The 17,028-nt window shown below is 64.9% G+C and carries 1 protein-coding gene (only partly in view); it reads right to left on the bottom strand.

Features of this window, described 5'->3' with window-relative positions:
• Window positions 1-22: 22 nt before the first annotated feature.
• Window positions 23-17,028, bottom strand: the 3' portion of a protein-coding gene (locus ACIOUG_RS06015; RefSeq protein ID WP_401063347.1) for a non-ribosomal peptide synthase/polyketide synthase. The gene runs 838 nt beyond the window's last position; only the last 17,006 of its 17,844 coding nucleotides appear in the window; its start codon lies off the right edge, out of view; the stop codon is at window positions 23-25.

The following is a 17,028-nucleotide window of genomic DNA, read 5'->3' as shown; positions in this document are numbered from 1 at the left end:
GGTCTTGATAGAAAAACAACACTCAGGACAGCGCTTCGCCGACCGCCAGCGCCAGACCGTCATGCCACCACGCGGCGAAACTGAAGACGTTGGGCGCCTTGAGAATCGTGAAGTGGTTGCCCGGCCCGTACCACACCGCCAGATCGCTGACCTGTCGCTGCCAGCCTGCAAGCACCGCCGCCTGTTCGCGCTGATTGCCCCACTCGTCCAGCGTCGGGTCATCGACCAGCACCAGCCGCACCGGTCCGGTGTAGGCCAGACGCGGTTGATAGACCGTGCGCAAGGCGCTGGCGAAGGTCCGCACCGGGCCATGCATCGCGTCCGGCGCCGCCCGCTCCGACAACACCCCGGCGCGCACCATGCCTTCGTGCAGCAGGCGCAATTGCGTGCTGTCATCGGCGTTGGCGAAGGTCGCAGGATCAATGCCCAGCGACTTGCCACAGGACAGTTGCAGGGTGTCGATCAGCCGTTGCAGCGCGGCAGTGGCCGTGTACGGTTTGCCCGCCGTGCCGTCACCGCCCGGTGCCTCGCTGTCGATCAACGTCAGCGAAGCCACCTCGCGCCCGGCCGCCTGCAACTGCGCGGCCATGGCATGCGCGACCCAGCCGCCGAACGAATGACCGATCAGGTGCAGCGGCCCTTGCGGGTGAATTTGCTCGATGGCCCGCAGGTAGAACGCGGCAGCGGCTTCGACCGCGCTGTGCGGCACACTGACGCCGTCCAGCCCGCGCGGTTGCAGGCCGATGATCGGCCATTCCGGGCCGATCGCCTCGGTCAGGTGAATGAACCCGGTGACACTGTCACCCGCCCCCGGCACGCAGAAAATCGGCGCATGCCCCGGCTGCCCGGTCTGAATCGTCAGCAGCGGTTGATACAGCGTCGGCTCCGGCGTCACCAGGGTTTCCAGGGCCTGGGTAATGGCCTGACCGAGTGCCTGAATGTGCGGGTGCTTCATCATCGTCCGGTGATCGCCGGGGATGTCGATGCAACGCAGCAAACCAATGTCGAAGCGCTCTTCCCAGCCGCGCGTCGGGCTCGGCAGCGACTGGCCGTCCATCAACTCCTGTGCACGGAACAGATGGATCGGCTGGCTCGCCGGGCTGACCCGGTAATGCGCCAACGCCAGACGATGCGCCGCTTCGCGATCAAAGTAATGCCAGGCGTCCGCCGCGCTGACCGTGGCCAGTTCCGGATCGGTCAGTTGCTGCGCCTGACAGCGCTTGAACAGCTCGGGGAAATCCAGTTGTTCGACTTGCGCTTCCAGCGTTTGCACCGCCGCCAATGCCGCCTCGGTTTCGGCACCGAGCATCAGCGAACGGCCACGGCAATGGCCGAGCAACTGGCGCTTGTCGAGGCCGTCGCCGCTCCACAGCGCCTTGTCCTGGGCCAGCGGGTTTGGCGCGTAGCTGTCGAGCATGCCGATGAACTCCACCGGTTCATCGAGGCCGAGCAATTGCTGCGCGACCTCATGCGCCAGCACCCCGCCGAACGACCAGCCTGCCAAGCGATACGGCCCATGCGCCTGCACGGCGCGGATGATCCCGACCATGCGCTGCGCCATGCACTCCAGCGTGCGCAATTGCGCTTGCCCCAGCGGCACACCGGGCAGGCCGTAAATCGGGAACTCGCCACCGATGTGCTGGGCCAGCGTCGGGAAATACACGTCCCTGCCGCTGAATTCGTGCATCAGGAACAGCGGCGTACCGTGCGTCCCGGCACGCACCACGACCAGCCCGTCAGGCTGACTGACCGCCTCGCCCTGGACGAGCAGCGCAGCGGCAGACTCGATGCTCGGATGCTGGAACAGTTCGGCCAGCGACAGTGGCAGCCCGGCCCGTTGCAGCAGATTGACCAGCTTCACCGCCAGCAACGAATGCCCGCCCAGTTCGAAGAAGTTGTCGTGGCGACCGACCTGTTCGACGCCAAGCACCTCGCCCCAGATCTGCGCCAGCCCGGTTTCAACGTCACCTTGTGGCGCCACGTATGGGCGGTTGATCACCGCATCGGCCCCCGGTTCCGGCAGGGCTTTGCGGTCGATCTTGTCGTTTGGTGTCAGTGGCAGCGCATCAAGTTGTACGAACGCACCCGGCACCATGTACTCCGGCAGACGCTCCAGCACATGCGCGCGCAAGGCCTCCAGACTGGCTGCTTCTACGCCCGAGCGCACGGTGTACCAAGCCACCAGACGCTCATCACGGACCATCACCACCGCCTCGCGAATCGCCGGATGCTCGATCAGCCGCGCCTCGATTTCCCCCGGCTCCAGGCGCAAGCCACGCAGCTTGATCTGGAAGTCGTTGCGGCCGAGGAATTCCAGCTCGCCGTGGTGGTTGTAACGCGCCAGATCGCCCGTTCTGTATAGGCGATCCCCAGGCACAAACGGGCTGTCGATGAAGCGCTCGGCCTGCATTTGCGGCAAACCGTGATAACCACGCGCCACGCCGACGCCGCCAATGTGCAACTCACCGCTGACGCCTTGCGGCACCGGCTGACCGTATGCATCGAGCACGTACAAACGGGTATTGCTCAAGGCTGTGCCAATCGGCACCACGTTGTCCGGCACCAGCATTTCCGGTTCCAGCGTCCAGCCCGTGCTGTCCACCGTGGTTTCAGTCGGGCCATAGACGTTGTGCAACCGCACCCACGGCAGGCGATCACGCACCTGGCGCGCCAGCGCTGCGCTGAGTTCACCGCCACCGTTGAGCACATCGGTCAGGCTGGTGCATTGCTCGACACCGTCCTGTTCGATGAACTGCTGCAACAGCGCAGGAACGAACTTGACCACCGTCACCTGCTGCTCGCGAATGGTCTGCACCACATAGGCCGAATCGCGGTTGCCATCCGGTCGCGCCAGCACCAGACGCATCCCGGAACACAGCGGCCAGAAGATTTCCCACACCGAACTGTCGAAGCTGAACGGGGCTTTTTGCAGCAGCGCGCCGTGCTCGGTCGGCGGACTGAGCTGCGAGCCCCAATGCACCATGTTGCAGGCGCTGCGATGCTCGATCATCACGCCTTTCGGCAACCCGGTAGAGCCCGAGGTGTAGATCATGTACGCAAGATTAGAAGCACTGAGACCCGGCACTGGCGAGTCGTGATCCGGCAGATGTTGCCAAGTGTCCTGATTCAGGTCGATCAGCGTCACGGCAGAGTCATCGAACAACCCGCGAGTAGCGGTCTGCACCAGCACCGCGGTCGGCGCGCTGTCCTTGAGCATGTACGCCAGGCGTTCCGCCGGATAGCTCGGGTCCAGCGGCACATAAGCGCCACCGGCCTTGAGAATGCCGAGCAGACCGACCACCAGATCCAGCCCACGCTCGACGCAGATCGCCACCCGCGCATCCGGCTGCACACCTTGTGCGCGCAGGTGCTGGGCCAAGCAGTTGGCGCGCTGATTGAGCTCGCGGTAGGTCAGGTTGCCTTGCGCGGATTGCAGCGCGATGGCGTCCGGTTTGCGCCGCACCTGCGCTTCGAACAGCGTGTGCAACGGCTGCTCAAGCGGGCAGTCGACCTCGCTGGCATTGAAGTCGACGAGCAAGCGCTGCTGCTCCTGCGGTGCCAGCAACGGCACTTGCGCAAGCACGGCCTGATCATCGTTGATCAGCGCCGCCAGCAGCCGCTGGAAGTAGCCGACAAAGCGCTGCACCGTCGACTCATCGAACAAGGCCGTGGCGTAGCGCAGCGAACCGCGAATCCCGTCGGGCGAATCGCCGAGGCTCAGCGACAGGTCGAACTTCACAAAATGGCTGTCGCCGGCCACGCCTTCCAGGGTCAGGTCGCCGAGGGTCAGGCTCGGGCCGTCGTTGTTATCCCAACTGAGCATGGTCTGGAACAACGCGCTGTGCGACAGACTGCGGACTGGTTTGCTGATGTCCACCACTTGCTCGAACGGCAGATCCTGATGCGCCTGGGCGTCCAGAGTCTGCGCCTTGACCCGCTCCAACAGCGTCTCGCCGCTCGGCTCGCCCGAGGTGTCAATGCGCAGCGCCAGGGTGTTGACGAACATGCCGATCAGGCCTTCGATCTCGGCGCGGGTGCGGTTGGCCACCGGCGAGCCGATCACCACGTCGTCCTGCCCGGACAAGCGACTGAGCAACATCGCCCAGGCGCTCATGATCACCATGTACGGCGTCACCGCGCGACGCTGACACAAGGCTTTCAAACCGGCGCTCAAGTGTTCATCGAGCAGCAGGTCGACGCGGCTGCCGGCGTAGTCCTGCTGTGGCGGACGCGGACGGTCGGTGGGCAGGGTCAGCAGGGCTGGCGCGCCGGTCAGGGTCTGCTGCCAGTAATCGCTCTGGCGCTGCAGCACCTCGCCACTGAGCCAGCGCCGCTGCCACACCGCGTAGTCGGTGTATTGCAGCGCCAGCGGCGGCAGCGGATCGTCTTCGCCACGGCTGAACGCTTGATACAACGCGGCCAGCTCGCGGGTCAGCACGCCCATCGACCAGCCATCGGCGATGATGTGGTGCAGCGTCAGCAACAGCACATGATGATCATCAGCCAGACGCACCAGACGTCCGCGCAGCAGCGCATCGTGCTGCAGATTGAACGAGGCGCAGGCCTGTTCCTCGATCAGGCCGCGCAAGGCATTGTCAGCCTGCGGGTGCCGGCGCAGGTCTTCTACCGCCAGCAAAAGAGCGCTCTCGGCCGGCAGGATCAGCACCTGCGGCTGATCGTCGATCTGGCTGAAGCGGCTGCGCAGGGTTTCGTGACGCGCGACGATGCGTGCCAGTGCCCGTTGCAGCGCGTCTTCATCCAGCCGGCCGCGCAGGCGCAGACCGACCGGGATGTTGTAGGCGCTGTTGCCGCCGTCCATCTGCGCCAGGAACCACAGGCGTTGCTGAGCGAATGACAGCGGCAATGGCTGATCACGCGGCGCCGGCAAAATCTCCGGCAAGGTGCTGCGCCCTGCCCGGCTCAGCACCTCGGCGACAGCGGCCAGCTCGGGGTTGGCGAACAGCTCGGCGAGTGTCAGCTCGACGCCCAACTGCTGGCGCACCTGCGACAGCATGCGCATCGCCAGCAACGAATGCCCGCCCAGTTCGAAGAAGTTGTCGTGACGACCGACCTGTTCGAGCTGCAACAAGCCAGCCCAGATCCGCGCCAGATGTTGTTCCAGCGCCGAGATCGGCGCCACATACACCCGGCTGAGCAGCGCGGCCTGCGTCGGCGCCGGCAGCGCCTTGCGGTCGACCTTGCCGTTGTTGTTCAACGGCAGTAAATCAAGTTGCACCCACGCGCTCGGCACCATGTATTCCGGGAGTCGCGCCAGCAACTGCGCGTGCAGATCGGCGCTGTCCAGACGGCCGGCGTGCGCGGTGTAATACGCCACCAGACGCGTGATGTCCTGACCATCGCGGCTCGCCAGCACCACGGCTTCCTTGATCCCTTGGCAGTTGAGCAGGCGATTTTCGATTTCGCCCAGTTCGATACGGAAACCGCGAATCTTCACTTGATCGTCATTGCGCCCGATGCAATCGAGCTGCCCCGGCGCCAGCCAGCGTGCGAGGTCGCCGGTGCGATACAGCAGCGCGCCCGGCTGTTCGCTGAACGGATCATGCAGGAACTTTTCGGCGGTCAGATCGGCACGGTTCAAGTAACCGAGGGCCACGCCTTGCCCGCCGATGTACAACTCGCCGGTCACGCCCATCGGCACCGGTTGCTGATGCGCATCGAGTACATACACCTGCGTGTTGGAGATCGGCCCGCCAATCGGCACGCTCTCGGCGTTTTCCTTCACTTCACGCACTTCGAAGGTGGTGGCGTAAGTGGTGGTTTCGGTCGGGCCGTAGCAGTGCACGATGCGTAACTGTGGCGCTTCGGCCAGCAATCGGCGGAAGCTTGCCGGATCGCCACGTTCACCACCGCACAGGACCATGCGCAAGCCTTTCAGCGCCTGCGGAATCAGTTGCACGTACTGGTTGAACAGCGCGGTGGTGACGAACAGGATCGTCGCCCCGCTGGCGCTCAATTCACGACCGAACGCACTCGGATCGAGCAAGGTCTGGTGATCAATCACCAGCACCCGCCCGCCGTTGAGCAGCGGCCCCCAGATGTCCATGGTGCTGGCGTCGAACGCCGGGTTGGAAGCGAATACCACGCGGTCCTGCGCATTGAAATCGGCGTAGCCGTTGTTCAGCACCAGGCGGCCGATGGCGCGGTGCGGCACCATCACGCCTTTCGGCGTGCCGGTGGAGCCGGAGGTATACATGATGTACGCCAGCGACTCCGAGGGCTGCGCCAGGTTCGGGTTGTGCGTCGGTTGGCCGCTGAGGATCAAGCGGTCAAGGTCGATGCGTGGTGCGGTGTAGTCGATGTCTTCACTGCTGAGGGTCAGCAACGCCGCTGCCTGACAGTCCTCGACCATGAACGCCTGCCGCTCGCTCGGCGCGTTGATGTCCAGCGGCACATAGGCCGCCGCGCATTTGGCAATCGCCAGTTGCGCCACCAGCAACTCCAGCGAGCGCGGCAGCAGGATCGCCACGTGGTCGCCGGGCTGCACGCCGTGGCTGATCAAATGATGCGCCAGACGGTTGGCCTGGGCGTTCAGCTCAAAGTAGCTGAGCGAATGCTCGCCATGCACCGCCGCCACCGCTTTGGGATGCGCCGCTGCCTGCTGCTGGAAAATCCCGTGGACGGTCAGCGTTTGCGGGTATTCGCGCGCCGTGGCATTGAAGTCGTACAGCAAGCGCTGACGCTCAGACTCGGCGAGCAATTGCACCCGCTCCAGCACGCTCTGCTCATCGCTGACCATCGCCGCCAGCAGGCGCTGCAAGTAGCCGACGTAACGCTCGACGGTCGCTTGATCGAACAACGCCGTGGCGTATTCCAGCGATCCGCGAATCACCCCGTTGACCTCACCCAGGGTCAAAGTCAGGTCGAACTTGGCCACCCGACCCGGCGCGGCCACACCTTCGAGGCTCAGATCGCCCAGCGCCAGGTTCGGCCCGACGCTGCTGTCCCAGCTCAGCGTGCTCTGGAACAACGGGCTGTGCGCCAGGCTGCGCGCCGGCCGGGCGATTTCCACCACGTGCTCGAACGGCAGATCCTGATGCGCCTGCGCCTCCAGCGTGCGCGCCTTGACCCGCGCCAGCAGCGTGGCCACGCTCGGTTCACCCGAGGTGTCGATGCGCAGCGCCAGGGTGTTGACGAACATGCCGATCAGGCCTTCGATCTCAGCGCGGGTGCGGTTGGCCACCGGCGAGCCGATCACCACGTCGGACTGCCCAGACAGACGACTCAGCAACAGCGACCAGGCACTCATCAGGGTCATGAACAGGGTCACGCCGTGACGCTGACTCAAGGCTCTTAGCCCGGCACTCAGTTGCTCATCCAGGCGTACTTCGACGCTGCTGCCGGCAAAATCCTGCTGTGCCGGACGCGGACGGTCGGTGGGCAGGGTCAACAAGGCCGGCGCGCCGTCGAGGGTCTGCTGCCAGTAATCGCTTTGCCGCTGCAGCACTTCTCCGCTCAGCCAGCGCCGCTGCCACACGGCGTAGTCGCCGTATTGCAGCGCCAGTGGCGGCAATGGATCCGGCTGACCGTGACTGAAGGCCTGATACAACGCCATCAGCTCACGGGTCAGCACGCCCATCGACCAGCCATCGGCGACGATGTGATGCACGGTCAGCAACAGCACATGATGTTCGTCAGCCAGACGTACCAGACGTCCGCGAATCAGTGGATCGTGCTGCAAATCAAAGGCAGTCGCGGCTTCCTGCGCAAGCAGCGCCTGCACGCTGGCTTCGGCCTGCGGGTCCTGGCACAGGTCTTCAATCGGCAACAGCAGACCGCCGTCGACCGGCGCAATCACTACCTGCGCCTGATCGTCGATGCTGATGAAACGGCTGCGCAGGGTGGCGTGGCGCGCAACGATCCGCGTCAGCGCGCGTTGCAGCGCCTCGCCATCGAGCTGCCCGCGCAGGCGCAGGCCAAGCGGAATGTTGTACGCCGAGTTGCCGCCGTCCATCTGCGCGAGGAACCACAGGCGCTGCTGAGCGAAGGACAGCGGCAACGCTTGATCAGGCGCCGCCGCGACGATCTCCGGCAGCGTGCTGCGCCCGGCACGGGTCAACACCTCGGCCACGGCGCTGAGATGCGGATCGGCAAACAACTCGCTCAGGGGCAATTCAACGCCGAGACGCTGACGCACCTGCGACAGCATGCGCATCGCCAGCAACGAATGCCCGCCCAGTTCGAAGAAGTGGTCATGGCGGCCGATCTGCTCGACTTGCAGGGTCTCGGCCCAGATCTGCGCCAGCGCGGTTTCCAGTTCACCTTGCGGCGCAACGTATTCACGGGTGAACAACGCCGCAGCATCCGGTGCGGGCAAGGCTTTGCGATCGACCTTGCCGTTGTTGTTCAGCGGCAAGGCATCGAGCTGCACCCAGGCACTCGGCACCATGTATTCCGGCAACTGCGCCTGCACGTGCTCACGCAGGTCGGCGAGGTCCAGCGTGCCGTCGTGCGCGGTGTAGTAGGCCACCAGCCGCAGCGGTTCCTGACCTTCGCGACGGGCGAGCACCACCGCTTCGTTGATCCCCGGATAGCCCAGCAGACGATTTTCGATCTCGCCGAGTTCGACGCGGAAACCACGGATTTTCACCTGATCGTCATTGCGCCCGATGCAATCGAGCTGCCCCGGCGCCAGCCAGCGCACGAGGTCGCCGGTGCGGTAGAGCAACGCGCCCGGACGGTCGCTGAACGGATCGCGCAGGAACTTCTCGGCAGTCAGATCCGGGCGATTCAGATAACCCAGCGCCACGCCCTGCCCGCCAATGTACAACTCGCCGGTCACGCCGATCGGCACCGGCTGCTGGTGCGCATCGAGTACATACACCTGGGTGTTGGAGATCGGCCCGCCAATCGGCACGCTTTCGGCATTTTCCGCCACCTCGTGCACTTCAAACGTGGTGGCGTAAGTGGTGGTTTCGGTCGGGCCGTAGCAATGCACGATGCGCAACTTTGGCGCCTCGGCCCGCAAGCGGCGGAAGCTTGCCGGATCGCCGCGTTCACCGCCGCACAGAACCATGCGCAAGCCTTTCAGGGCCTGCGGAATCAGTTGCACGTACTGGTTGAACAGCGCCGTGGTGACAAACAGGATTGTCGCGCCGCTGGCGTGCAATTCCCGAGCGAGCGCGTGCGGATCCAGCAGGGTCTGGTGATCGATCACCACCACGCGCCCGCCGTTAAGCAACGGCCCCCAGATGTCCATGGTGCTGGCGTCGAACGCCGGGTTGGACGCAAACGCCACGCGATCCTGCGGGTTGAAATCGGCGTAACCGTTGTTCAGCACCAGACGAGCGATGCCACGGTGCGGCACCATCACCCCCTTCGGCGTGCCTGTGGAACCGGAGGTGTACATGATGTACGCCAGCGCCTCCGGGCTTTGCGCCAGGTTCGGATTGTGCGTCGGCTGACCGCTGAGCTTGAGCCGGTCGACGTCGATACGCGGCGCGACGTAATCAATAGCTTCGCTGCTGAGGGTCAGCAGCGCAACGGCGCGGCTGTCCTCGAGCATGAATGCCTGACGCTCGCTCGGCGCGTTGATGTCCAGCGGCACATAGGCCGCCGCGCACTTGGCAATCGCCAGTTGCGCGAGCAACAGCTCCCGCGAGCGCGGCAGCAGGATCGCCACGTGATCGCCCGGCTGTACGCCTTGAGCGATCAGGTAGTGGGCCAAGCGGTTGGCCCGATCATTCAAATCGCCATAACTCGAGGTTTGCCCGCCATGCACCACGGCGATGGCGTGCGGATCTGCCGCCACTTGCCTTTCGAACAATGCGTGCACGGTCAGCGCACGCGGGTATTCCCGCTCGGTGGCGTTGAACTCGACCAGCAATTGCCGGCGTTCGTCTGGCGCCAGGATCGACACCTGGTCAACGCTCAGTTGCGGTGTCTGTTCCAGTGCCAGCAGCAGGTTGCTCACTGCCCGTTGCAGGTACTCGCAGATGCGTGCGGGATCAATGCCGGGGGCAGCCAGTGCGGTGAAGCCGAAACCTTCGCCGAGGTCATCGACACTCACGCTCAACTGATAATTGGTGTGCTCCTGGGTATTGAGCAACTGCATGCCTTGCCACGCGTTCGCCGCCTCCGCGGAAGGCGTGCCGGCAGCAGCGCTGTGGCGATAGTTGAACAGCGTGCTGAACAACGGCGTGCCGGCGGGCATGCCACTGCAACGCTGGGCCAGTGCCAATTGCGCATGCTCATGTTGCAGCAGCGCGTTCAACTGTTGGTGGGTGGCGAGCGCGGCTTCCTGCGCCGAGCGTTGCCCGAGATCGACGCGCAGCGGCAAGGTGTTGATGAACACCCCCAGCGCGCGTTCGGCGCCCTCGCCCGCCTGCAACCGCCCCAGCAACACGGTGCCGAACACCACCGCGTCTCGCCCGGAGAGTTTTCCCAGCACCTGCGCCCAGGCCAGATGCATCAGGCTCGCGGCGCTGATCCCCAGCCGCCGGGCCTTGGCCCTGACGCGCTGACTCAGATCGAGGTCGAGCATCCGTCGTGCTTCTGCGGCGTGGCCCTCGGCAATGCTGTGCTGGCCGTACGGCGCGCTCGGTTCGCTGATGTCACCAAGCATCTCGCGGAAGAACGCTTCATGCGCCTGATCACCTATCGCGTCACGGGTGTGTGCCACGTAATTGCGATACGGCACCGGTTCGGCCAGACGTTGCGGCTGGCCGCTGAGGAACGCCTGCATTTCGTGTTGCAGCACCTCCAGCGCCACGTGGTCCATCACCAGGTGATGGAACAGCAACAACGCCACCACACGTTGATTGGCTGCATCCCGCGCGTGTACCACGCGCATCAGCGGCGCCTGATTGACGGCCATGCGGTACTGCACGGCGTCGAAGCGTTGGCGCAATTGCTCGAGTGCATCGCCGTCCGCGCCATTCAGTTCCAGCGCTTCGCAAGCCAGCGGCGCCTCACGCCAGACCACTTGCACCGGGTCTTGCAGCCCGTCCCAGAACAGCGAGGTGCGCAGGATGTCGTGGCGCTGGATTACGTTCTGCAAGGCCTGGGTGAAAGCGTCAAGGCGTTGCTCGTCAGCAAACGCGAACTGCGCCTGCAACACATACGGATCGCCCTGTGCGGCGGATAGGTGATGAAAGAGGATGCCGGTCTGCAACGGCGCCAGCGGGTAAATGTCCTGCACGTTGGCCACGCCGCCGGGGATGCTGGCGACGATGCGGTCGATGCTTGGCTGGTCGAGCGCCACCAGTGGCAGCAGCTCGGGAGTGATGCGCGTGCAGTCCGCAGTGATCAGGTTGGCCGCGACCTCAGCCTCCGGTTCACCGCCCACGGCAGCGGCCAATGCGGCGAGGGTCGGCTGGTTGAACAGCACGCGGATGTCGGCGCTCAGGCCAGCGCGACGCATCCGTGCCACCAGATTCACTGCCAACAGCGAGTGGCCGCCGAGTTCGAAGAAATGGTCGTGGCGCCCTACCCGCTCAACCTTGAGCATTTCCGCCCAGAGCTGCGCGAGGACGATTTCCACTTCGCCGACCGGGGCTTCGTATTCACGGATGATCAGCGTCGCCAGATCCGGGGCCGGCAGCGCCTTGCGGTCGAGTTTGCCGTTGGGGCTCAGCGGCAGTGCATCGAGATGCATGAACAGCGCGGGCACCATGTAGTCCGGCAGGTTTTCCAGCAGATGGCGGCGCAGTGTTTCGACTTCCAGCGGCGCGCCGGTGTAGTACGCGACCAGACGTTTATCGCCCGGCACGTCTTCGCGGGCCAGCACGGCGGCTTCCTGCACGCCGTCGATCTGGGTCAAACGCGCCTGGATCTCGCCAAGTTCGATGCGCAGGCCACGGATCTTCACCTGATCGTCGTTGCGGCCGAGGTATTCGATATTGCCGTCAGGCAGATAGCGGGCGACGTCGCCGGTGCGGTACATCCGTCCATTGTTCTGGAACGGATCGTTGAGGAAGCGCTCGGCGTTCAGTTCCGGGCGATTCAGATAACCGCGCGCCACCTGCACGCCGCCGATGTACAGCTCGCCGACCACGCCGTGCGGCACCGGTTGCTGCTGGGCATCGAGGATGTACATGCGGGTGTTGGCGATCGGTTTGCCGATTGGCGTGTTGTCCGGGGTACTTTCCAGAGGGCCGGCGCAGTTCCACGCCGTCACGTCCACTGCGGCTTCGGTCGGGCCATAGAGGTTGTGCAATTGGCTGTCCGGCAGTTGCTGCTTGAAGCGTCGCACCACGCTGCCCGGCAGCGCTTCGCCGCTGCACATGACTTGCCGCAGGCTGCTGCAACGTGCGGTGTCGGCGTGGGCGAGAAAGACATCGAGCATCGACGGTACGAAGTGCAGCGTGGTGATGTGCTCGCGTTCGATGATGTCGCTGAGGTACAGCGGATCCTTGTGCCCCTCGGGCCGAGCCATGACCAGACGTGCGCCGGTCATCAGCGGCCAGAAGAACTCCCAGACCGAGACGTCGAAGCTGAACGGCGTTTTTTGCAGCACCGTATCGACTGCCGTCAGCTGATAGGTGTCCTGCATCCACAGCAAGCGGTTGACCACCCCGCGATGTTCGTTGATCACGCCTTTCGGTTGGCCGGTGGAGCCTGAGGTGTAGATCACGTAAGCGCTGTGCTGCGGGGTCAATTCTGCAAGAGAAAGGTTTTCCGTTGGCAGCGACTGCCAGTGCGGCTGATCCAGAGCGATCACCGGCACTGAGACTTCGCCGAGTAACGAACGCGTGGTTCCCTGCACCAGCACCGCCAGCGGCGCGCTGTCCTCAAGCATGTAAGCCAGCCGTTCCAGCGGATACGCCGGGTCCAGCGGCACATAACCGCCGCCAGCCTTGAGGATCGCCAGCAGCCCGACCACCATGTCCAGACCGCGTTCGACGCAGATCGCCATCCGCGAATCCGGCCCTATACCCAATTCACGCAGGTGCCGCGCCAGTTGATTGGCCCGAGCGTTGAGTTCGGCGTAATTCAGTTGCTGCTCCCCCGCGACCACGGCGGGTGCCTGCGGCGTAAGCGCCACTTGCGCCTCGAACAGACCATGAATCGTCTGCTCAAGGTCGTAATCGACGTCCGTGGCATTGAACTCGACCAACAAGCGCTGTTGTTCTTCCTGCGCCAACAGCGGCGCCTGTTCCAGCACTGCCTGATCGTTGGCGACCATCGCCTGCAACAGGCGCAGGAAGTAACCGGTGAAGCGCTCGACCGTGCTCTGGTCGAACAACGCCGTGGCGTATTCCAGCGATCCGCGAATGCTGCCGTTGGACTCGCTGAGGCTCAGCGACAGGTCGAACTTGGCGAAGTGGCTCGGCTCGGCCACGCCTTCCAGCGTCAGTTCGCCGAGGGCCAGCGCCGGGCTTTCGAGGCCATCCCAACTGAGCAAGGTCTGGAACAACGGGCTGTGCGCCAGGCTGCGCACGGGCCGGGTGATTTCCACCACTTGCTCGAACGGCAGATCCTGATGCGCCTGGGCGTGCAGGGTTTGCGCCTTGACCCGCGCCAGCAGCGCTTCGACGCTCAGCTCGCCCGAGGTGTCGATGCGCAGCGCCAGGGTGTTGACGAACATGCCGATCAGGCCTTCGATTTCGGCGCGGGTGCGGTTGGCCACTGGCGAACCGATCACCACTTCAGTCTGCCCGGACAAGCGGCTGAGCAACATCGCCCAGGCACTCATCAGCGTCATGTACAGGGTCACGCCGTGGCGCTGGCCCAAGGCTTTGAGCCCGGCGCTCAAGCGCTCGTCGAGCACGACGGCAACGCTGCTGCCGGCATAGTCCTGCTGCGCCGGGCGCGGCCGATCGGTCGGCAGCATCAACAGCGCCGGGGCGCCAGCTAGGGTCTGTTGCCAGTACTCGCTCTGGCGTTGCAGCACCTCGCCGCTGAGCCAGCGCCGTTGCCACACCGCGTAGTCGGTGTATTGCAGCGCCAGCGGCGGCAATGGATCCGGCTGACCATGACTGAACGCCTGATACAGCGCCATCAGTTCGCGGGTCAAAACACCCATCGACCAGCCGTCGGAGATGATGTGGTGCAGGGTCAGCAACAGCACATGGTGATCGTCGGCCAGGCGTACCAGACGCCCGCGAATCAACGGATCGTCCTGCAAGTCGAACGGCCCCGAGGCTTCGCCCTGAATCAGCGCCTGCAGGGTTTCGTCGGGTTGCGGGTGCTGGCGCAGGTCCTCGACCCGCAGCAGCAGACCGGTGTCGACCGGGGCAATCAGCACCTGTGCTTCGTCGTTGAATTGTGCGAAGCGGCTGCGCAGGGTTTCGTGGCGGGCAACGATCCGCGCCAGTGCGCGTTGCAGCGCCGCATCGTCGAGACGGCCACGCAGCCGCAGGGCCACGGGAATGTTGTAGGCGGTGTTGGCGCCTTCCATTTGCGCGAGGAACCACAAGCGTTGCTGGGCGAACGACAGCGGCAAGGCGCCGTCACGCGGGACCGGCACGATTTGCGGCTGCGCACAGCGCCCGGCCGCGCTCAGCACTGACGCGACCGCCGCCAGTTCGGCGTTGGCGAACAAATCGCTCAGCGCCAGCTCCACACCCAGGCGCTGGCGCACTTGCGAGACCATGCGCATCGCCAGCAACGAATGCCCGCCGAGTTCGAAAAAGTGATCCTGGCGCCCGACCCGTTCAACCTGCAGCACCTCGGCCCAGATCTGCGCCAGCGCGGTTTCCACTTCGCCTTCGGGCGCTGCGTACTCGCGGGTGAACAGCGCCGCCAGATCCGGCGCCGGCAAGGCCTTGCGGTCGACCTTGCCATTGGCGGTCAGCGGCAGCGCGGCGAGTTTGACGAACGCCGTTGGCACCATGTACTCCGGCAAACGGCTGAGCAGTTGCGCGCGCAATTCGCCCACCGGCAGCGCTTCGACCTGCGCCTGTTCGGTGAAGTAAGCCACCAGTCGCGGCTGGCCGGGTTGATCTTCGCGGGCCAGCAGTACCGCTTCCTGAATCCCCGGCAGCTGGTTGAGGCAGGTTTCGATCTCGCCCAGTTCGATGCGCACGCCACGGATTTTCACCTGATCGTCGTTGCGCCCCAGGTACTCGAGGTTGCCGTCCTCGCGCCAGCGTGCAAGGTCGCCGGTGCGGTACATCCGCGCATTCGGTGCGCGGCTGAACGGGTCGCGCAGAAAGCGCTCGGCAGTCATTTCCGGGCGGTTCAGGTAGCCACGAGCGACCCCGGCGCCGCCAACGTACAACTCGCCCGCCACGCCAATTGGCACCGGGCGCTGTTGTTCGTCGAGCAGGTACACCGTGGCGTTGCTCAGCGGTTTGCCGATGTGCAGCGCATCGCCGCTTTGCACCAGACCTGAAGTCGCGACCACTGTGGCCTCGGTCGGACCGTAGTTGTTGATCACGTCGAAATGCTGGTTGCGGTTGAACTGACGCAAGCGGTCGCCGCCGATCAGCAGTGTGCGCAGGGTCGGGTGTTCGAGGTTCTGGCTGAAAGCGTATTCGGCCACCGGCGTCGGCAGGAAGCTCACGTCCAGCGGCTGCGCGCACCACCACGCGAGCAAGGCGTCGATGTCTTCGCCGCCCTCGTGGGTCGGCGCCAGATGCAGGGTCGCGCCCGCGCACAATGCCGGCCAGACTTCCCAGGCCATCGCGTCGAAGCCGAACCCGGCGAGGCTTGAGGTGTGGCGACCGGCGCACAGGTCGAACGCGGTGCAGTGCCAGTCGACCAGATTGCTCAAGGTGTGATGCTCGACCATCACGCCCTTGGGCAGACCGGTGGAGCCGGAGGTGTAGATCACGTAGGCCAGGTGCGCGGTGCTCAGCCCCGCTACCTGCGGGTTATGCGCGACGGTCAGCGGCCAAGTGCAGTGATCGAGGTCGAGCACCGGCACGTTCAGCGCCGGCAGTCGCTCGCGCAGATGGCTTTGGGTCAGCACCGCCACTGGGGCGCTGTCGTCGAGCAGGTAGTTCAAACGCTCCGCCGGGTGCGCCGGATCAATCGGCACGTAACCGGCGCCAGCCTTGAGGATCGCCACCAGTCCAACCAGGGTGTCCAGCCCACGGCGGGCGACAATCGCCACGCGGTCATCCGGTTTCACGCCCAAGCCGATCAGGTGCTGCGCCAAGGCGTTGGCCTGACGGTTGAGTTCGGCGTAGGTCAGTTGCGCGTCGGCGAACACTGCCGCCAGCGCGTCCGGCCGTTCGGCCGCCTGCGCCTCGAAACGTCGCTGGATGGTCTGTGTAGCCGGGAAATCCACTTGAGTGGCATTGAACTCGAGCAGTACCTGCGCAAGCTCCGCCGCCGGCAGGATCGGCAGTTGATTGACCGGTGTCTGCGGCGCCTGCTCCAAAGCGAGCAGCAGGTTTTCCAGCGCGCAGTGCAGGTAATCGCAGATGCGCTGCGGATCGGTCTGGGTGCTGGCCAGCAGGGTCAGGCTGAACCCGTCACCGAGGTCATCGACACTCATCGTCAGCGGATAGTTGGTGCGTTCCTCGGAATGCAGGGTGGTGATGCCCTGCCACGCTGCGAGGGTTTCGGCACTGGCGGTGGCCACGTTGTGGCTGTGGCGATAATTGAGCAGCGTGCTGAACAGCGGCGTCGGCGCCACCACGTTGCTGCAGCGCTGAGCCAGGGCCAGCGGTGCGTGTTCGTGACGCATCAGCGTGGTCAGCCGTGCGTGGGTGGCGTTGACCGCCGCGCGCACATCCTGCCCGTCGATATTCACCCGCAACGGCAGGGTGTTGATGAAAATCCCCAGCGCCCGGTCAATCGCTTCGGCGCCTTGCATGCGGCCCATCAGCACGGTGCCAAAGACCACCTGCTGCTTGCCGGTCAGCGCGGCCAGCACCTGCGCCCAGCCGAGGTGGAACAGACTGGCGACACTGACGCCGAGCGTCCGCGCCTGCGCCCGCAGTCGCTGGCCCAATAGCGCCGGCACCGGCACGCTGAGTTCGACGATCTGGCTGCCGTCACCCTGCACATCCTGCAAGCCGTAAGGCAGCGTCGGTTCGTCGATGTCGCTGAGCATGTCGCGGAAAAACGCCTCGTGCTCGGCTTCGCTGACGCCCAGCCGCGCCTGCGCTACGTAAT

This window comes from Pseudomonas sp. NPDC087803, assembly GCF_044742995.1.
In the GTDB taxonomy this organism is placed as follows: Bacteria; Pseudomonadota; Gammaproteobacteria; order Pseudomonadales; family Pseudomonadaceae; genus Aquipseudomonas.
This window is presented reverse-complemented; position numbering and strand designations above follow the sequence as displayed.